This window comes from Bradyrhizobium sp. CCGE-LA001, assembly GCF_000296215.2.
Taxonomy (GTDB): domain Bacteria; phylum Pseudomonadota; class Alphaproteobacteria; order Rhizobiales; family Xanthobacteraceae; genus Bradyrhizobium.
This window is the reverse complement of the sequence record NZ_CP013949.1, coordinates 4,269,434-4,287,591: the sequence shown is the minus strand read 5'-3', so window position 1 is coordinate 4,287,591 and position 18,158 is coordinate 4,269,434. Positions and strand designations below refer to the sequence as shown.

General features: G+C 65.7%; 15 protein-coding genes. 9 read left to right on the top strand and 6 right to left on the bottom strand.

Going from position 1 to position 18,158, the window contains the following annotated elements; genetic code table 11:
* Positions 1-40 precede the first annotated feature (40 nt).
* Positions 41-634 (bottom strand): hypothetical protein, encoded by a 594-nt coding sequence (locus BCCGELA001_RS19795; RefSeq protein WP_060736114.1) that lies wholly within the window; start codon positions 632-634, stop codon positions 41-43.
* A 340-nt stretch (positions 635-974) separates the two neighbouring features.
* On the opposite strand from BCCGELA001_RS19795, the gene BCCGELA001_RS19790 reads away from it, so the two are divergent.
* A complete protein-coding gene (locus BCCGELA001_RS19790; RefSeq protein WP_060737737.1) occupies positions 975-2,534 on the top strand; it encodes a glycoside hydrolase family 17 protein in 1,560 nt (519 codons plus the stop codon).
* On the opposite strand, the gene BCCGELA001_RS19785 is transcribed toward BCCGELA001_RS19790, so the two are convergent.
* Complete coding sequence (locus BCCGELA001_RS19785) at positions 2,494-2,874, bottom strand: hypothetical protein (protein ID WP_060736113.1); 381 nt, start codon at positions 2,872-2,874, stop codon at positions 2,494-2,496. The genes BCCGELA001_RS19790 and BCCGELA001_RS19785 overlap by 41 nt on opposite strands.
* A 153-nt stretch (positions 2,875-3,027) precedes the next feature.
* Between BCCGELA001_RS19785 and BCCGELA001_RS37980 the strand changes: the two genes are divergently transcribed.
* A complete protein-coding gene (locus BCCGELA001_RS37980; protein ID WP_156489614.1) occupies positions 3,028-3,174 on the top strand; it encodes a hypothetical protein in 147 nt (48 codons plus the stop codon).
* A 46-nt stretch (positions 3,175-3,220) separates the two neighbouring features.
* On the opposite strand, the gene BCCGELA001_RS19780 is transcribed toward BCCGELA001_RS37980, so the two are convergent.
* Together BCCGELA001_RS19780 and BCCGELA001_RS19775 are read right to left on the bottom strand one after the other, a co-directional pair.
* The gene (locus BCCGELA001_RS19780; RefSeq protein ID WP_008563786.1) at positions 3,221-3,661 is read right to left on the bottom strand and encodes an MgtC/SapB family protein; all 441 of its coding nucleotides are present in this window, start codon (positions 3,659-3,661) and stop codon (positions 3,221-3,223) included.
* A 132-nt stretch (positions 3,662-3,793) separates the two neighbouring features.
* Positions 3,794-5,182, bottom strand: coding sequence for a hypothetical protein (locus BCCGELA001_RS19775; RefSeq protein WP_060736112.1), 1,389 nt, complete (start codon positions 5,180-5,182; stop codon positions 3,794-3,796).
* Between the two features lie 158 nt (positions 5,183-5,340).
* Here BCCGELA001_RS19775 and glmU point away from each other — a divergent pair, with 158 nt between their 5' ends.
* Entirely contained in the window at positions 5,341-6,696 is a 1,356-nt protein-coding gene (glmU, locus tag BCCGELA001_RS19770; protein ID WP_060736111.1) for a bifunctional UDP-N-acetylglucosamine diphosphorylase/glucosamine-1-phosphate N-acetyltransferase GlmU, read from the top strand.
* A gap of 6 nt (positions 6,697-6,702) precedes the next feature.
* Here the strand turns inward: glmU and BCCGELA001_RS19765 are convergent, their stop codons facing one another.
* On the bottom strand, positions 6,703-6,933 hold the full coding sequence (locus BCCGELA001_RS19765; RefSeq protein ID WP_060736110.1) for a hypothetical protein: 231 nt from the start codon (positions 6,931-6,933) through the stop codon (positions 6,703-6,705).
* Positions 6,934-7,155: 222 nt separating this feature from the next.
* Here BCCGELA001_RS19765 and glmS point away from each other — a divergent pair, with 222 nt between their 5' ends.
* The 4 genes from glmS (at position 7,156) to panE (ending at position 11,962) form a co-directional block, all read left to right on the top strand.
* Entirely contained in the window at positions 7,156-8,982 is a 1,827-nt protein-coding gene (gene glmS / locus BCCGELA001_RS19760) for a glutamine--fructose-6-phosphate transaminase (isomerizing) (protein WP_060736109.1), read from the top strand.
* 84 nt (positions 8,983-9,066) lie between these two features.
* On the top strand, positions 9,067-9,837 hold the full coding sequence (locus BCCGELA001_RS19755; RefSeq protein WP_008563750.1) for a DUF502 domain-containing protein: 771 nt from the start codon (positions 9,067-9,069) through the stop codon (positions 9,835-9,837).
* Positions 9,838-9,941: 104 nt separating this feature from the next.
* On the top strand, positions 9,942-10,811 hold the full coding sequence (locus BCCGELA001_RS19750) for an NAD(P)-dependent oxidoreductase (protein ID WP_060736108.1): 870 nt from the start codon (positions 9,942-9,944) through the stop codon (positions 10,809-10,811).
* A gap of 221 nt (positions 10,812-11,032) precedes the next feature.
* Complete coding sequence (gene panE, locus BCCGELA001_RS19745; RefSeq protein ID WP_060736107.1) at positions 11,033-11,962, top strand: 2-dehydropantoate 2-reductase; 930 nt, start codon at positions 11,033-11,035, stop codon at positions 11,960-11,962.
* On the opposite strand, the gene recG is transcribed toward panE, so the two are convergent.
* Positions 11,959-14,067 carry an ATP-dependent DNA helicase RecG gene (gene recG, locus BCCGELA001_RS19740; RefSeq protein ID WP_060736106.1) on the bottom strand — a complete coding sequence of 703 codons (2,109 nt, stop codon included), beginning with the start codon at positions 14,065-14,067 and terminating at the stop codon, positions 11,959-11,961. The genes panE and recG overlap by 4 nt on opposite strands.
* A 255-nt stretch (positions 14,068-14,322) precedes the next feature.
* Here recG and BCCGELA001_RS19735 point away from each other — a divergent pair, with 255 nt between their 5' ends.
* Positions 14,323-14,613: an FAD assembly factor SdhE gene (locus tag BCCGELA001_RS19735; protein ID WP_008563723.1), complete on the top strand. Its 291-nt coding sequence runs from the start codon at positions 14,323-14,325 to the stop codon at positions 14,611-14,613.
* Complete coding sequence (mfd, locus tag BCCGELA001_RS19730) at positions 14,610-18,128, top strand: transcription-repair coupling factor (protein WP_060736105.1); 3,519 nt, start codon at positions 14,610-14,612, stop codon at positions 18,126-18,128. The genes BCCGELA001_RS19735 and mfd overlap by 4 nt, the downstream gene beginning before the upstream one ends.
* Positions 18,129-18,158: the final 30 nt, after the last annotated feature.

The window sequence follows — 18,158 nt, the reverse complement described above, 5'->3', positions numbered from 1 at the left end:
TATGACCGATCGTTCCTGAACGACAGCTGAAACGATCGCGCTATTTCTGGGGCGCGGGTGTCGGGCTTGCCGCAGGCGAGGGGCTGGCGGCCGGCTGCGGCTGCGCATTGTTGGCCGCGGGCGCGGCCGGCGGGGAGGTGCTCGCCGCCGCCTGCTGCGGCTGGGCGGCCGGATTGATCCAGCAGGCGTGCACGCGGCTGTCCAGGGTCTCGGCGACCTTGGGGTCGATCTGCCCGCCGAAGCGAGTCAGGCAACGGAACGCAGCCTGGATGTGGCCGCCCGGGCAGCCGAAACGGTCGTAGAGGTCGAGATGACGGAACGCGGTATCGAGGTCGTCCCGCCACATCAGCCGCACCACGCGGCGGCCGAGCCAGACGCATTCGGGATTGCCGGCGGGGCCATTGATGACCTGGGCCGCTTCCGCGAATTCATCGGTGCGGCGCTGGTTCTGGGCGGCGTCCTTGGCGGCGGCGTCGGCGGGCTGGGCGGCAGCCTTGCCCTGATCGGGGGTGGGAGTGCCGCTCTGGGCGGAGGCGCCACCGAGACCGGCGAGAACGAGGAGAGAGGAGACGGCCAAGGTGGCGGCGAACTGCCGCAGGACCGCATTTCGTGACTCGAACACCCGTTGCCGCATGAATTCCCCAATGTATCCGCTGGCCGCCCGCGTCAGGATCCCGCGGACATGCCGGTGATGGCGTCCAAATGGGTCTCCAATGCGGCGGAAAAGTCTTTCGGAGTCCATGACCTGTATTTGGAATTTTGTCCAGCAAAGTCACGATGCTAGGCCCCGGTCGAACGGCCGCAGCCGGTTTGGCCGGGAGAGGCGCGGATCCGCAGGCGGATCGGCATTTGGACACCCCCTTGGCAGACGGCGTGCAAGCAGGTAATCGACGGACCCTTCGCGGAGGACGGAACCGATTTCTCTTCGTACGCCACTGGCGCTTCTGCTCGTTTCATTGGGTGCGATTGCTGCCGTGTGGTGGTGGTTGGCGACGCCGATCACGCTCGCGCGCGCCCCGATCGATCCCGCCGATAAAGTCCAGTGCGTCTCCTATGCACCGTTCCGCGGCGAGCAGACGCCGCTGGAGCCGTGGACCCATATCGACGCCGAGCAGATCGAGCAGGATCTGCGCCAGCTCAAGGAGATCACCGACTGCGTCCGCACCTATTCGATGGAGAACGGGCTCGACCAGGTGCCGGCGATCGCCGCCAAGGTCGGCGGCCTGAAGGTGCTGCAGGGCATCTGGCTCTCCAGCAACCGCACCAAGAACTACGAGCAGGCCGGACTTGCGATCCGCCTCACCAAGCAATTTCCTGAGATCATCACCGCGGTCATTGTCGGCAACGAGGTGCTGCTGCGCGGCGAAATGACGACGGCGGACCTCGTCTCCCTCATCCGCCTGGTGAAGTCCCAGGTCAGCGTTCCCGTCACTTACGCCGATGTCTGGGAGTTCTGGCTGAAGAACCGCGAGGTCTATGATTCCGTCGACTTCGTCACGATCCACATCCTGCCCTATTGGGAGGACATCCCGGTGAGGGCGAAATTCGCCAGCGCCCATGTGGAGACGATCCGCGAGCGCATGGCGGTGGCGTTTCCGGGCAAGGAGATCCTGATCGGCGAGACTGGCTGGCCGAGCGCGGGACGCATGCGCGAGGGCGCGCTGCCGTCGCGCACCAACCAAGCGCGGGTGGTGTCCGAGATCCTTGCCCTTGCGAAGGCCCAGAAATTCCGCGTCAACCTGATCGAGTCCTACGACCAGCCGTGGAAGCGCAAGCTGGAAGGCACGGTCGGCGGCTATTGGGGCCTCTATGATTCCGTGGGACGGAATCTGAAATATCCGCCGGGCGAGCCGATCAGCAATTTCCCATACTGGAAATGGTACATGGGCGCCGGCATGGGGCTCAGCGTGCTGGTGTTCGCGGTTGCGCTGATCACGCTGCGCCGGCGGCCCTGGACGCCGCGTTTCTCGGCCTGGCTCGGCGTCGGTATCTCGGCGACGACGGCAGGTATCCTGCTCGGGGTGGGCGCCGACAAGATGTATTACGAGAGCTACGGCATCGGCGGCTGGCTGCTCTGGGGCGCGCTGCTGCTCGCCGGCATCCTGTCGCCGATCTTCTGCGCGCAGGCGATGGTGATCGGCCGCAGTCTTCCGACCTTCCTCGACCTGCTCGGCCCGCGCGAGGGCCGCAAATGGTCGAAGCTCACGGCGGTTCTCGGCCTGACGCTGGCGGTGACGGCGGTGATCGCGGCCGCGACGGCGCTCGGCTTCGTGTTCGACCCGCGCTACAAGGATTTCCCCTACGCGTCGCTGACGATGGCGGTGGTGCCGTTTGCGCTTTTGATGCTGAACCGGCCGCAGATCGGCCAGCGTCCGATTGCGGAGGCGGTGTTCGCAGGGCTGCTGGGGCTGTCGGCCGTCTTCGTGCTCTTCAACGAAGGCCGCGACAACTGGCAGTCGCTGTGGACCTGCGCGATCTATCTGTTGTTCGCGCTCACGCTGTGGCGGGCGCGGGCCGAGCAAATCCAAGAATGAACAGGCCGATCGCAAGGCCCGACAGCACGACGTTGTAGAGCACGATGCCGAGGCCCGCGGCGATGACGCCGACGGTGAGCAGCACGATCGATGGCCGCATCAGGTTCAATGTCGCCACCACCAGCGCCACGATCCCGAACACCGAGTTCTTGAACAGCACGGTCGCGACCGAGCGCGCCTTGCAGGTCATGGTCTGAAGCCCGGCGTCGCAGGCGAGCGCAACTTGGGACAATTCGATCGCGAGGTAGCGCAGATAGAACGCAATGCCGACGCTGGCAAAGCCGACGACGATCAGGAACTGCACCTGGTAGGGCGTGAGGCGGAAAGGCTTTTTGGTCATGCGGGCAATATGGTCGGGATGGCGCGGGCAGGCAACAGGGCAGCATGATGTTTCTGTTCCATCCGGCCGGCCATGCATCCTCCAGGAACACGCGCCGGGCTGGCCGGTTCTGGATGTCGTGACGTCTAACGCAGGTGTCTTCGAGGAGCGAGCATGGACAAGCCAACCCAGGAGCAGCTGGACGAGCTCAAGAAGCTGAGCAAGGAAGCGCGGGTCGAGGACTGGTCGGAAATCGTGCAGTCCAAGGACGAAGCGGAGATGCGCATTCGCGATCTGAAGGAGAAGGCGCGCATGGAATAGTGACAGCGCGTCCAGATGTTCGTCGAGGTCGACTTTCCGTCCGAAACTATTTCAATCCGAGGCGGCGTTCGAGCCAGCTGAGCGCGAACAGCACGAATAATGTGACTGCGATGGCGGCGCCGACCAGCAGCCAGGCGCCCAACGCGCAGGCTATGCCAAGACCGGCAGCGATCCAGACCGTCGCCGCCGTGGTGAGGCCATGAACCGTCTTGGCCTTGACGTCGTGCAGGATGACGCCCGCACCAATGAAGCCGACGCCGCTCAGCACGCCGGTAACGACGCCCTGGATCACCCTCGAGATCGCATCCGGATGGTCGCGGAGATTCTGAAACTCGATCACGGAAATCGAGATCAGCGCAGAGCCGAGGGCCACCAGGGCCAGGGTGCGCATGCCCACGGGCTTGTCGTTCATGTCGCGATCGATGCCGATCACTAGCCCTGTCGCCGCGGCAACGAGAAGTCTCAGCACATCATCCAGTTCGTTCATCGGGCACGCATGTCTTGGGGAGGGCGACGATGGGGCGCGTCGGGGGATGCGCGAACTTGCGCGGAAAGCGCGGCTCACGTCCAAGCGTCCGATGGTCGCATGCTCGCAGCGCTGCCTGTGGCGGTCGCAACACTACCGCCTGAAGAAAGAGGACAAGGTCGATGTCGCAGATGCAGAGGCCTCCGGCTTCGCTGGCGCGGGCTGAGGCGCCGCAGGGGCGGCGGGCGCGGGCTCCTCACGCTTCGACGAGCGCTTCGAGGAGTAGCTGCGGCGGCGTTTGTCCGGCTTGGCGCTGGGCGCTGGCGCGGTTTCGGCTTGCGGGACGGCGTCCTGATTCTTCTCGGCGTTCTTGTCCTGGACGCGGTCCTGACTCTTCTCCGGCTTCTCTGGCCCGCCGCGCATCGACAGGCGCTGGCCGTCGAACACGGTGGTCTCGCAATGGCGCTCGTTCACGGTCAGGCCCGCGCAGAGCTTTGCCGCGGCGGCAGCGTTGATCAGGGGGCCGGCCCCGAGCCGGAGCTGCATGCCGAGGCCGGTGGCGCCTTCCTTGATCATGATGATCGGCCGCAATGCGCCAACTTCCGGATTGGATTTGGTCACGCCGCGCCACAGCGCGCGCAGTCCGTCGATCGAATTGGCACCGCCGAGGTCGAGCGCAAAGCGCGTCTGCTGGACCGCGATCGCTGGAGATTCGGTTTCGGCTGCTTCAGGCGGCTTGGTTGCGGCCGCAGCAACCTCGGTCGGGGCAGCCGCGGGCTCGGCCTTCTTCTCCGCGGCCTTGTCAGCTGGCTTCTCCGCGGTCTTCTCAGTCGATTCGGGCTGAATCAGTTTCGACGCGGCGGCATCCGGCGGCGCCATGATCGACTTGGAGGGCACCAGCGGAATGGTCGGCAGCGCCGAATTCAGGGCCGACTGCTGCTGCATGAGCGAGGCGGCGGCCGCAGTCTGCAGCGGCGGGGTCGGCGCCTCCTTCAAAACTTCTTTCGGCGCATCCTTCGAGGCGTTGGCCTCGATGCGCGGTTTCTCGCTGGCCGGCGCCGGCGTCGAGGTCACCGGCGCGACGCTGGGAGCTGCGGGCGCCGGCGCTGCATCCTGCGGCTTCACTGTCGTAGCGGCCTGCGGCGGGGTGGCCGCCTGCTTGGCGATGGCACCGGTGACGGAATCGATGCCCTGCTCCAGCACCGTGACGCGCGAATAGAGCCGGTCGCGGTCGCTGTTCAGCGTCTCGATGGCAGCGGCGAGCCGGCGTGCTTCGTTCTGGCTCTCCTTGGTCAGCAACTGGAGCCGGTCGGCCTGGCGCGCGAGATCGGCGGAGGCAACCTGGTCGCGCCGCCAGCCGAGATGAGCCTGATTGGCCATCACGGCGACGACGACGGCTGCCACGGCTGCCACGCCCCACGAGCCCAGTCGCCACATCATGCGGCGGTCGAACGCGCTTTCCTCGGCCAAAAGTCCGGAGAACAGCCCGCCGGTCTCCTTGGTGTCGAAGGCATCCGCCAGTGGGTCGGAATCCTTTGCCATGAACGTTAAGTGCCCAGCCCCGAATCAATCAGGGAACATTAACAGGAAAACCCCGACGCACTTGAATTCCGGGCGTTTGCGGGGGTAGCTAAGACGTTAGCATCAGGGCGGCTTGCCGTCCGCCGCACCATTGATTCGGCTTATCTGACAGGATTTCGATGACCGCCCGCTCCAGCCTCACGATCGTGCTCGCCGCCGGCGAAGGCACGCGCATGCGATCGAGCCTGCCGAAAGTGCTGCATCCCGTCGCACATCAGAGCCTGCTCGCCCATGTGCTCGCCGCCGCACCGACGGGAACCGGCACCGCGCTCGCCGTCGTGATCGGCCCCGACCATCAGGCCGTGGCGGACGAGGCGCGGCGGATCCGTCCCGACGCGCTCACCTTCGTGCAGGCCGAGCGGCTCGGCACAGCACATGCGGTGCTGGCCGCGCGCGAGGCGATCGCGCGGGGCGTGGACGATCTCCTGATCGCGTTCGGTGACACGCCGCTGATCTCGGCCGAAACCTTCGCGCGGCTGCGCGCACCGCTGGCCAAGGGCGCCGCGATCGCGGCGCTCGGTTTTCGCGCCGCCGATCCCACCGGCTATGGCCGCTTCATCGTCGAGGGCGACCGCCTGGTCGCGATCCGCGAGCAGGCCGATGCCAGTGAAGCCGAGCGCAAGATCGATCTGTGCAATGCCGGCGTGATGGCGATCGATGGCCGCCGCGCGCTCGAGATCCTTGGACAAATCGGCAATGCCAATTCCAAGGGCGAATACTATCTGACGGACGCAGTCGGTATCGTCCGCGACAAGGGATGGGAGGCCGTGGTGATCGAGACCAGCGAGGACGAGGTGCGCGGCATCAACACCAAGGCGCAGCTCGCGGAAGCAGAAGGCGTGATGCAGGCGCGCCTGCGCAAAGCGGCGATGGAGGCCGGCGTCACGCTGATCGCGCCGGAGACGGTGTATCTGTCCGCCGACACCGTGTTCGGCAAGGACGTCACCATCGAGCCGTTCGTGGTGATCGGACCCGGCGTGTCGATTGCCGACGGCACGGTCATCCACTCGTTCTCGCATATCGTCGAGACCACGCTCGGCAAGAAGGTTTCGATCGGCCCCTATGCGCGACTGCGTCCGGGCACGTCGCTGGGCGATGGCGCACGGATCGGCAATTTCGTGGAGACCAAGGCGGCAACGCTGGAGGCTGGCGTCAAGGTCAACCATCTCTCCTATATCGGTGACGCCACCGTCGGCGCCAATTCCAACATCGGCGCCGGAACCATCACCTGCAACTACGACGGCTTCAAGAAGCACAAGACGATCATCGGGCAGGGCGCCTTCGTCGGCACCAATTCCTCGCTGGTCGCGCCGGTGAAGATCGGCAACGGCGCCTATATCGGCTCGGGCTCGGTGATCACGAAGGACGTGCCCGACGACGCCATGGCGCTCGAGCGCAACCAGCAGACCATCCGGGACGGCGGCGCGGTGCGCTATCGCGAGCTGAAGACAGGGGGCAAGAAGCCGGAGAAGTGAGGGGCGCTAGTCGTCTTCGTCGACCTTCGAGAACATCGCGCGCTGCAAGCGCCATCCGCGCGGCCCGGCGCGCTTTGCCGGCTCGCTGGCGGTCTGACTGACGAGGACAGGCTTGGATTCCTTGCCCCGCTCCTTGGCACGCAGGGGCGGCGGCCAGTGCGACAGATGCGTACCTGTGGTCTCGCTGGCGTGCAGGTAGATCGGCGACAGCCCTTTGCGGTCGGACGAGTCCTTCATGATCTTCCACTCCCGGGTGGAAGCGTTGGTCAAATTCATTGACAATGAGTTAACGCGTGCGGTTTAAGGCCGGCCAATCCGAGGCAGGCGAAGCAGAAATCGTGGGGCCCATGCTGTCTCAATCAGCAATAATTATTGAGTATCTGGTTCCCTCGGAATCTCGCTAAAAACCGAGCGTGTCGTTTAGTCGATTTTTCGACGATTTGGGGGATATTGATCCGCATGTGCGGAATTGTCGGCATTCTCGGGCGCGGGCCGGTTGCAGAGCAATTGGTGGATTCGCTCAAACGTCTCGAATATCGCGGCTATGATTCCGCGGGCGTCGCCACGCTCGAAGGCAAGCAGCTGGAGCGCCGCCGCGCCGAAGGCAAGCTGAAGAATTTGGAGAGGCGGCTCGAAGCTGAGCCTCTGAAGGGCACCACCGGTATCGGTCACACCCGCTGGGCGACCCACGGCAGGCCGACCGTCAACAACGCTCATCCGCACGCGACCGAACGCGTCGCCGTGGTCCACAACGGCATCATCGAGAATTTCCGCGAGCTGCGCGAGGAGCTCGAGAAGAAGGGCACGGTGTTCCACACCGAGACCGACACCGAGATCGTGCTGCACCTCGTCGACGATCTGCTCGCGCGCGGCAACAAGCCGGTCGAGGCGGTGAAGCTGACGCTGGCGCGCTTGCGCGGCGCCTTCGCGCTCGGCTTCATCTTCGCCGGCGACGACGACCTCATGATCGGCGCACGCAACGGTCCACCGCTGGCCATCGGCTATGGCGACGGCGAGATGTATCTCGGTTCGGATGCGATCGCGCTCGGACCGTTCACCGACACGATCAGCTACCTCGAGGATGGCGATTGGGTCGTGCTGACCCGCAAGGGTGCGACGATCTTCGACAAGGACGGCAGCGCCGTCCAGCGCGACAAGATCCGGCACGCCGCCTCGACCTCGCTGGTCGACAAGGCCAATTACCGCCACTTCATGGCCAAGGAGATCCACGAGCAGCCGGAGGTGGTGGGCCACACCCTGGCGCGCTATGTCGACATGGCGACCGAGCGCGTCGCGCTGCCGGTGAAGCTGCCGTTCGACTTCAAGTCCATCCAGCGCATCAACATCACGGCGTGCGGCACCGCGAGCTATGCCGGCTTCGTCGCAAAATACTGGTTCGAGCGCTTTGCGCGCCTGCCGGTCGAGGTCGATGTCGCCTCCGAATTCCGCTACCGCGAGGCGCCCCTGCGCAAGGGCGATCTCGCCATCTTCATCTCGCAGTCCGGCGAGACTGCCGACACGCTGGCGGCGTTGCGTTACGCCAAGGCCGAGGGCGCGCACACGGTCGCCGTGGTCAACGTGCCGACCTCGACGATCGCGCGCGAGAGCGAGACCGTGCTGCAAACGCTCGCAGGACCCGAGATCGGCGTCGCCTCGACCAAGGCTTTCACCTGCCAGCTCATGGTGCTGGCAAACCTTGCGATCGCGGCCGGCAAGGCGCGCGGTGAGCTGTCCGACGAGGACGAGACCAAGCTCGTCCACGGCCTCGTCGAGGTTCCCCGCCTGATGGCGGATGCACTCACCACCGAGCTGCAGATCGAGAAGCTCGCGCACAGGATCGCCAAGTCGCGCGATGTGCTCTATCTCGGCCGCGGCACCAGCTTCCCGCTCGCGCTCGAAGGCGCGCTGAAGCTGAAGGAGATCTCCTACATCCACGCCGAAGGCTATGCCGCCGGCGAGCTCAAGCACGGGCCGATCGCTCTGATCGACGAGACCATGCCGGTGGTCGTCATTGCGCCCCACGATCGCGTGTTCGAGAAGACGGTATCCAACATGCAGGAGGTCGCCGCCCGCGGCGGCAACATCATCCTGATGACCGATGCCAAGGGCGCCGAAGAGGCGACGGTCGAGTCCCTCGTCACCATCGTCATGCCCGACATGGCGGCAGCCTTCACGCCGATGGTCTATGCCGTCCCCGTGCAATTGCTCGCCTATCACACTGCTGTCGTCATGGGCACCGACGTCGACCAGCCGCGCAACCTCGCGAAATCGGTGACCGTGGAATAGGCAGAAGGGATAACGGTCGGCCGCAGTCTTCCAAAACCTGCTAGAAGCCCCTAGCTTGTGTGCTGCGACCGACTTGGAACCCGAATGACCACCCGCGACGACGCGCCTGCGCCCCTCGATCCCCTCCCGGAACCGCATACCGGCCTGATGGGCCGTTTCCGCAATTATTTCCTGACCGGCCTCGTGGTGACGGGGCCGATCGCGATTACCCTTTATCTCGTGTGGTGGTTCGTCACCTGGGTCGACGGCGTGGTGCGACCGTTCGTGCCGCTCGCCTACCGGCCCGAGACCTATATGCCCTACGTCATTCCCGGCTGGGGACTGGTCGTCGCATTCTTCACGTTGACCCTGGTCGGCTTCCTCGCCGCCAATTTGATCGGACGGACGCTGGTCGACGTCGGTGAAACGTTCCTCGGCCGCATCCCCGCGGTGCGCGCGATCTATCGTGGCTTGAAGCAGGTGTTCGAGACGTTGTTCTCGGGCAAGGGGTCGAGCTTCCGGAAAGTGGGCCTGGTCGAGTTTCCTTCCCCCGGCATGTGGTCGATCGTGCTGATCTCGCAATCGCCGAACGAGGACATCGCGCGCAGCCTGCCTGGACAGGAAGAGCACGTCTCGGTGTTCCTGCCGTGCTCGCCCAACCCGACCACCGGTTTCTTCTTCTATGTCCCGAAGAGCAGGATCATCGAGGTCGACCTCACCGCCGAGGATGCCGCGACGCTGATCATGTCGGCCGGCGTGGTGCAGCCGGGCTCGGCGCCGGATCCGAAGAAGGCTGCCGCGCTCGCGGGCGTGGCCAACGCGGCGCGCATCGCCAACGCGTCGGCGCTCAAGGCTCAGCCTGCGAAAGTGGAGTAGGGCCATTCCCGCGCGGGATGGCCGCATTCACGCAGGCGTTGGTAGCCTCTGCTAATCTCCGATCGAACTGAGCGCCTCGCTCGGAATTCGATTTGGAGTGCAAGATGTCCAAGACGACGTCGAAGACCATCGCGATCCTCGCGCCCGGCGCCATGGGCAGTGCCGTGGCCCGCCGCCTCAGCGAAAACGGCGCGCGCGTGCTGACGTCCCTGAAAGGACGTAGCGAGGCGACGTTGAAACGCGCAGCGGATGCCGGGATGATCGGCGCCGCGGACGAAGCGATCGCGGACGCCGACATCATTCTTTCGATCGTGCCGCCGGGCGAAGCCGTGGCACTCGCCGAACGGCTCGCGGCGCTGATCGTCCGCTGCGAGAAGAAGCCGGTCGTGGTGGACTGCAACGCCGTCAACGTCGACACGGTGCGAGGGATCGAGGAGATCATCGGCTCGGCGCAGGCGCCGTTCGTCGATGGCGGCATCATCGGTTTTCCGCCGCAGCCCGGTGGCAAGAGCCCGGCCTTCTACATGTCGGGCGAGCACGCCAAGGACGTCGCCGTGCTCGGGAATCTCGGCCTCGACGTGCGGATCGTCGAAGGCCCGGTCGGCGCGGCCTCCGCGCTCAAAATGTCCTACGCCGGCATCGTCAAGGGTCTCGCCGGCATCGGCTCGGCCATGGTGGTCGCGGCAACGAAAGCGGGCGCGGCGGATGCGCTGTGTGACGAGCTTGCGCTGAGCCAGTCCGCGGTCCTGGCGCGGCTCGAGGTCGCGCTGCCCGACATGATTCCGAAAGCCTATCGCTGGGTCGCGGAGATGCGGGAGATTTCCGGATTCCTCGGGCCCGACCATCCGGCCAGCCAGATCTACGAGGGCTTTGCGCGATGGTTCGAGCATCTGGCGGAGGATGCGAAGGGCGAAGCGATGGATGCGGAGCTGATGAAGGCGTTTGCTGCGCGCATCGCGCAGAAGAAGGCCTAGTCTTCCGAATTGGCTGAAACCGACTTCAGAGAACCCTGGATGTTCCGGTCGCGTCTCAAGCGCACGACGGGAAAATCGGTGCCATATTGCAGGCGTTCAGCCTCGATGACAGGCTCGGTAGCGCCACGCCTTCGCTTCGCTCGCAATGACGGGCAGGAGACGGTGCGAGGCCCATCTGGTATCGTCTCTGCGGGCGCAGTTCCTCCGCAAAAGGAGTTCGAATGAGAGTCTTGATCGTCGGCGCGGGCGCTCTCGGCGGTTATTACGGAGCCTGTCTGGTTCGCGCGGGCGGTGACGTGACCTTTCTGGTGCGTCCCGTGCGGGCGGAGCAATTGCGACGGGACGGATTGCAGGTCGTGAGCCCGCACGGCGACTTTGCCGTGCAGCCGAAGCTTCTTCTGGCGCGCGATCTCAAGGAGCCGTTCGACGTCGTGCTCGTCGGCGTGAAGGCCTACTCGCTCGACGACGCGATGGACCAGTTTGCGCCGGCCGTCGGTGCCCACACGATGGTCCTGCCCATTCTCAACGGGTTGAAGCATATCGACGCTCTGACCGCCCGGTTCGGCGCCGCGCGCGTCCTCGGCGGGCTCGCGAACGTCAGTGCCGGGCTCGATGCGGACGGTCGTGTCGTTCAGTTCATGGCCAATCAGACGGTTGTTCTTGGCGAGATCGAGGGGATGTTGAGCGAGCGTGCGCTCGCGCTGGAGACGCTGCTTCAGGTTCCCGGCATCGACGTGCGCGCCAGCGAAACGATCATGCACGATATGTGGGAGAAATTCGTCCAGCTCAGCACGGTCGCCGGCATCACCTGCCTGATGCGCGCGAGTATCGGCGACATCCTGGCTGTGCCCAATGGCGAGCAGTTTATTTTCCGTCTGTTTGCGGAATGCTGTGCTGTCGCGACGGTTTCAGGTTTTGAGCCACGCGCTCCGTTCATCGAGTTCGACCGGAAGCTGTTCACCACCCAGGGTTCGCCGCTGAAGGCCTCGATGCTGCGCGATATCGAGCGCGGTTCGATCACCGAGGCGGAGCATATCCTGGGCGATATGGCCAATCGGGCCCTTACGCTCGGCATCGATACGTCGCTCTTGGATCTGGCCCGCGCGCATGTGGCGGCGTACGAAATCGGGCGGCGAAGGGCGGAGGGCTAACCCGCACCGATCAGCGGAATTGCCTCGTCCCGCTCGTACAAATACAGCAGGCAGCGCAGCGCTTCGCCACGTTCGCCCTTCAGCTTCGGATCGTCCTTCAGAATGCGCAGGGCCTCGTCACGGGCCTGCGCGATCAGCTGGCCGTGGACCTCCGGGCGCGCGATGCGATAGCCGGGCAGGCCGCTCTGACGTACCCCCAACACATCGCCTTCGCCGCGCAGCTTCAGGTCTTCCTCGGCGATGCGGAAGCCGTCGGTGGTCTCGCGGATCACCTTCAGGCGCGCCTTCGACATCTCGCCGAGCGGCTCGGCGTAGAGCAGGATGCAGGTCGAGGCCTCCGAGCCGCGCCCGATGCGGCCGCGCAGCTGGTGCAGCTGGGCAAGCCCGAAGCGCTCGGCATTCTCGATCACCATGATGGTGGCGGCGGGCACGTCGACGCCGACCTCGACGACGGTGGTCGCGACCAGCAGGCCGATCTCGTGGGCGGCGAACTGCCCCATCACGCGGTCCTTCTCGGTGCCCTTCATCTGGCCGTGGACAAGACCGACGCGCTCGCCGAAACGCTTTTGCAGGCTCTCGAAACGTTTGGTCGCGTTGGTGAGATGCTCGGTGCCCTCAGCCTCGGATTCTTCCACCAGCGGGCAGATCCAGTAGACCAGCTTGCCGGCTTCGAGCGCACGGCCGACGCCGTCCATCACCTCGCTGAGCCGGCTCATGGCGACGGCGCGGGTGTCGATCGGTTGCCGGCCGGCGGGCTTCTCGCGCAGCTCGGAGATATCCATGTCGCCGAAATAGGTCAGCACCAGCGTGCGCGGGATTGGGGTTGCGCTGAGCACCAGAACGTCGACGGCCTCGCCCTTCGAGGTCAGCGCGAGGCGCTCGCGCACGCCGAAACGGTGCTGCTCATCGACGATCGCGAGCGCGAGATCCTTGAAGATCACGTCGTCCTGGATCAGCGCATGGGTACCGACGAGCAAGTCGATCTCGCCGGCTTCGAGCCGCGGGATGAGCTCGCGTCGCTCCTTGCCTTTTTCGCGGCCGGTGAGGATCGCAACGCGCATACCGGCGCGCTCGGCGAGCGGGGCAATGGTCTTGATGTGCTGGCGCGCCAAAATCTCAGTCGGCGCCATTAGCGCAGCCTGCTTGCCGACCTCGGCGACCGCCGCGGCCGCCAGCAGCGCCACGACGGTCTTGCCGGAGCCGACGTCGCCCTGGAGCAGGCGGAGCATGCGCACCGGCTGTTTCAGATCGTCGGCAATGGCTGCGGCAGCGCTGCGTTGGGACGGCGTGAGCGCATAGGGCAGGGCGTCGATGATCTTGTTGCGCAGATGTCCGTCGCCGGCGTTGCGAACGCCGGCGGGGCGGCGCAACTGCGCGCGGATCAGCCCCAGCGCGAGCTGGCCGGCCAGAAGCTCGTCGAAGGCGAGGCGAGACCAGAACGGCTGGTCCGGCAGGATGTCCGTGAGCTCGACCGGCAGGTGCACGCGATTGAGCGCCTCCGCGACCGGCGGAAAACTACAGCGGCGCATCACCTCTGGACTGATCCATTCCGGCAGGGCCGGCAGCTTCTGCAGCGCCTGCGCGATCGCTCGCCGCAGCGATCCCAGCGCGAGCCCTTCGGTGAGCGGATAGATGGGGTCGATGCCGGAGACCTTTGCTATCGCCTCCTCGTCGAGCACGCGATCGGGATGCACGATCTGGGGGATGCCGTCATACATCTGCAGCGTGCCCGAGACGTAACGCTTCTCGCCGACCGGCAGCAGCTTCTCGACATAGCCCGGCTTGGCGCGGAAGAATGTCAGGACGACGTCGCCGGTATCGTCGCTGGCGTAGACGAGATATGGCGCGCGCGCGTTGCGCGGCGGGGGCGGGCGGTGGCGATCGACGGTGACCTCGAGCGTCACCATGGTTCCCTGCACCGCGTCGCGGATCTTCGGCCGGGCCCGGCGGTCGATGACCTGGCTCGGCAGATGCAGCAGCAAATCGACCAGCCGCGGCGTCTCGCTCCGGCTGAGCAGGTATCGCAGCAGCTTGTCCTGCTTCGGACCGACGCCGGACAGGCTGGTCACGGGAGCAAACAGCGGATTGAGCAGGCTGGGGCGCATCGGTGCAACAATCGTCATGCGCGGGCTCGACCGGCGCACCCATCTATTCAAGAGGATGGATTGCCGGGTCCCGGCTCCGCAAGGGGCTTCGCCGGGCTCCCGATAGCAGGCCGGCGAAGCTTTGCGAAGACGGCAAGCCCGGCAACAACGACCATAAATAATTGCCACAACAAAGGGCTGACATGACCTCTTCGAGTGGCTATATCAGCCCCGCCCGGCACGTCCGGGCTTTCTGCGTTTGACTGGATTTGAGACATGACGGGAACGACACGATCGAGCAGCGGGCTGGACGACCGCCGCAAGCGGCTTCTGTTCCGCTGCTGGCACCGCGGCACGCGCGAGATGGACCTGATCCTCGGCCGCTTCGCCGATGCCGAGATCGGCAATCTGTCGGATGTCGAGCTCGGCGAGCTCGAACGCCTGCTCGAGGTCAACGATCCCGATCTCTATGCCGCCATCACGGGCGACAAGGTGCTGCCGGCCGACGTCACCGGCGCGCTGTTCGCGCGCATCAAGGCGTTCCCGATCGCGGAACGCGACGCATGAAGCAGGGCATGAAATCTCCGGCCGAGCTGCTGACGCCCGGCCGTGCGCTGACGCTTGCCAATGTCGCCGAGGGCGCAGAGGGCCTCGTCGTCTCCGATCTCGCCCGCGCCATCGCGGCGCGGCCGAAGAAGCCCGCGGTCAGTCTTGCCGTGGTCTGCCGCGATGGTTCGCGGATGCAATCGCTCGAACGCGCCTTGCGCTTCTTCGCGCCCGATCTGCCGGTGCTGACCTTCCCGGCGTGGGATTGCCAGCCCTATGACCGCGTCTCGCCGCATGGCGGCATCCTGGCCCAGCGCCTGACCACGCTGGCGCGGCTGGCCTCGCTCACCGGCAGCGACAAGCCGCTGATCGTGCTGACCACGGTGAATGCCGTGGTGCAACGCGTGCCCGCGCGCGAGCTCGTCGCGGCGCAGGCGCTGTCGGTCGCGCCGGGCAATGTGGTGCCGATGGACACCGTTGTCGCCTGGCTCGAGCACAACGGCTACAACCGCTCCTCGACTGTGCGCGAGCCCGGCGAATACGCGGTGCGCGGCGGCATTTTGGATCTGTTTCCGGCCGGCCTCGAGCAGCCCGTGCGGTTCGACTTCTTCGGCGACAGCCTGGAATCGATCCGCTCGTTCGACGCGGAGACGCAGCGCACGCTGCTCGACATGCGCTCGCTCGATCTCGTGCCGGTCTCCGAATTCCAATTGGTGACCGACACCATCCGCCGTTTCCGCATGGGCTATGTCGCCGAGTTCGGCGCGCCCGAGCGCGACGATGCGCTGTACGAGGCTGTCAGCGAAGGCCGCCGCCATCCCGGCATGGAGCACTGGTTGCCGCTGTTCCAGGACCGAATGGACACGCTGTTCGACTATCTGCAAGGCGCAGTGGTCGCGATCGAGCCGCAGGCCGAGGACGCCGTGCGCGAGCGCTTCAAGCAGATCCTCGACTATTACCAGGCGCGCCGCGAGGCGATGGAGCATCCCGGTGGCGGCGCGATCTACAAGCCGCTGCCGCCCGATCGGCTTTATCTGACCGAGGAGGAGTGGGGCAGGCGCCTCGGCGATATCCCGCTGGCGCGGCTGACGCCGTTCTCGGTGCCGACCGATGGCACCAGCGTCGTCGATGCCGGTGCGCGCAAGGGCCGCGACTTTGCGCCGGAGCGCAACGACACCACGGTCAACGTGTTCGAATCCGTCGTTGCACATGTGATGGGCCTGCAGGCCCAGCGCAAGAAAGTCGTGATCGCGCTGTGGACCGAAGGCTCGCGCGACCGCATGACTTCGATGCTGCGCGACCACAAGCTGGCCCACACCACCAGCGTCAACAGCTGGCGGACGGTGCAGGCGACGCCCCGCAACGAGACCATGCTCGCCGTGCTCGGCCTCGAAAGCGGCTTCGAGACCGACGAGATCGCGCTCATCAGCGAGCAGGACATTCTCGGCGACCGCCTCGTGCGGCCGCGCAAGGCCAGCCGCAAGCTCGACAATTTCATCTCGGAGGTGACGAGCCTTACGGCCGGCGACATCGTCGTCCACGTCGATCACGGTATCGGCCGCTTCATCGGCCTGCAAACGCTCGACGTCGCCGGCGCACCGCATGACTGCCTCGAGCTGCATTACGCCGCCGAGACGAAGCTGTTCCTGCCCGTCGAGAACATCGAGCTGCTGTCCCGCTACGGTTCCGACCAGACCACGGTGGAGCTCGATCGTCTCGGCGGCAGCGGCTGGCAGACCCGCAAGGCGAAGCTGAAGAACCGCATCCGCGAGATCGCGGGCGAGCTGATCAAGATCGCTGCCGCGCGCCATTTGCACGAGGCACCCAAGCTGCCGGTGCAGCAAGGCCTCTATGACGAGTTCTGCGCACGTTTCCCCTATGACGAGACCGAGGATCAGTTAGGGGCCATCGAATCCACCCTGAAAGACCTCGAGCTCGGCCGTCCGATGGACCGCCTGATCTGCGGCGACGTCGGCTTCGGCAAGACCGAGGTTGCTCTCCGCGCGGCTTTTGCCGTTGCGCTCGAAGGCAAGCAGGTTGCGGTCGTGGTGCCGACCACGCTGCTCGCGCGCCAGCACGCGAAAACCTTCACCGAGCGCTTCAAGGGATTTCCGGTGAATGTGGCCCAGGCCTCGCGGCTGATCGCGACCAAGGAGCTGAACCAGGTCAAGAAGGGCATCGCCGACGGCTCGGTCGATATCGTCGTCGGCACCCACGCGCTGCTCGGCAAGGCCATCAAATTCCGTGATCTCGGCCTCGTCATCGTCGACGAGGAGCAACATTTCGGCGTCACCCACAAGGAGCGGTTGAAGGCGCTACGCTCCGAGGTGCACGTGCTGACGCTGTCGGCGACGCCGATCCCGCGCACGCTGCAATTGGCGCTGACCGGCGTGCGCGAGCTCTCGATCATCGCCTCGCCGCCGGTCGACCGCCTCGCGGTGCGCACCTTCGTCGCCCCGCATGATCCCCTAATGATCCGCGAGGCGCTCTTGCGCGAGCGCTATCGCGGTGGCCAGGCGTTCTACGTGGTGCCGCGCATCGACGACCTCGCCGAGGTCAAGGACTTCCTCGACAAGAACGTGCCGGAGATGAAGGTCGCGGTCGCGCACGGGCAGATGCCGCCTGCGGTGATCGAGGACATCATGACGGCGTTCTACGACGGCAAGTTCGACATCCTGCTGTCGACCACAATTGTCGAGTCCGGCCTCGACATCCCCAACGCCAACACGCTGATCGTGCACCGTGCCGACATGTTCGGCCTCGCGCAGCTCTATCAGCTCCGCGGCCGCGTCGGCCGCTCCAAGCTGCGCGCCTATGCGCTGTTCACGCTGCCGGCGCAGCAGAAGATCACGGCGCAGGCCGAGCGCCGGCTCATGGTGCTGCAATCGCTGGAGACGCTGGGCGCCGGCTTCCAGCTCGCCTCGCACGACCTCGACATCCGCGGCGCCGGCAATCTGCTCGGCGAGGAGCAGTCCGGCCACATCAAGGAAGTCGGCTTCGAGCTCTATCAATCGATGCTGGAGGAGGCGATCGTCAACCTCAAGGCTGGCGTGTCCGAGCCCGCCGCCGACCGCTGGTCGCCGCAGATCACTATCGGCATGCCGGTGCTCATCCCCGAGGATTACGTCAGCGACCTCTCGGTGCGGCTGTCGCTGTACCGGCGCCTCGCCGATCTCGACACCGAGGAGGAGATCGAGAACTTTGGCGCCGAGATGCGCGACCGGTTCGGCGTGCTGCCCGACGAGGTGCGCTATCTCTTCAAGGTCGCCGCGATCAAGGCGTTCTGCCGCCGGGCCAATGTCGAGAAGATCGACGCCGGCCCGAAGGGCGCCGTCATCGTCTTCCGCGACAATTCCTTCGCCTATCCCGATCGCCTCGTGACTTTCATCCGCAGCCACGGCCAGGCTGCCAAGGTGCGGCCCGACATGAAGGTGGTGTTCCTGCAGGACTGGGAAACGCCGGAAGAGCGGCTCGCGGGCACGACCGAGATCATGCGTCAGCTGGCGCAGCTCGCCGAGAGCAAGAAGGCGGCGTAGGCCCCCGTTCTCACCGCGTCATTGCGAGGA

Bases quoted from the DNA above. Each gene is read 5' to 3' on its own strand.
- BCCGELA001_RS19750 (WP_060736108.1), top strand. From the start codon at position 9,942: ATGTCCAAGACGACGTCGAAGACCATCGCGATCCTCGCGCCCGGCGCC.
- panE (WP_060736107.1), top strand. From the start codon at position 11,033: ATGAGAGTCTTGATCGTCGGCGCGGGCGCTCTCGGCGGTTATTACGGA.
- BCCGELA001_RS19780 (WP_008563786.1), bottom strand. From the start codon at position 3,661: ATGAACGAACTGGATGATGTGCTGAGACTTCTCGTTGCCGCGGCGACA.
- BCCGELA001_RS19755 (WP_008563750.1), top strand. From the start codon at position 9,067: ATGACCACCCGCGACGACGCGCCTGCGCCCCTCGATCCCCTCCCGGAA.
- mfd (WP_060736105.1), top strand. From the start codon at position 14,610: ATGAAGCAGGGCATGAAATCTCCGGCCGAGCTGCTGACGCCCGGCCGT.
- BCCGELA001_RS19735 (WP_008563723.1), top strand. From the start codon at position 14,323: ATGACGGGAACGACACGATCGAGCAGCGGGCTGGACGACCGCCGCAAG.
- BCCGELA001_RS19785 (WP_060736113.1), bottom strand. From the start codon at position 2,874: ATGACCAAAAAGCCTTTCCGCCTCACGCCCTACCAGGTGCAGTTCCTG.
- glmU (WP_060736111.1), top strand. From the start codon at position 5,341: ATGACCGCCCGCTCCAGCCTCACGATCGTGCTCGCCGCCGGCGAAGGC.
- BCCGELA001_RS19775 (WP_060736112.1), bottom strand. From the start codon at position 5,182: ATGGCAAAGGATTCCGACCCACTGGCGGATGCCTTCGACACCAAGGAG.
- BCCGELA001_RS19795 (WP_060736114.1), bottom strand. From the start codon at position 634: ATGCGGCAACGGGTGTTCGAGTCACGAAATGCGGTCCTGCGGCAGTTC.
- glmS (WP_060736109.1), top strand. From the start codon at position 7,156: ATGTGCGGAATTGTCGGCATTCTCGGGCGCGGGCCGGTTGCAGAGCAA.
- recG (WP_060736106.1), bottom strand. From the start codon at position 14,067: ATGCGCCCCAGCCTGCTCAATCCGCTGTTTGCTCCCGTGACCAGCCTG.
- BCCGELA001_RS37980 (WP_156489614.1), top strand. From the start codon at position 3,028: ATGGACAAGCCAACCCAGGAGCAGCTGGACGAGCTCAAGAAGCTGAGC.
- BCCGELA001_RS19765 (WP_060736110.1), bottom strand. From the start codon at position 6,933: ATGAAGGACTCGTCCGACCGCAAAGGGCTGTCGCCGATCTACCTGCAC.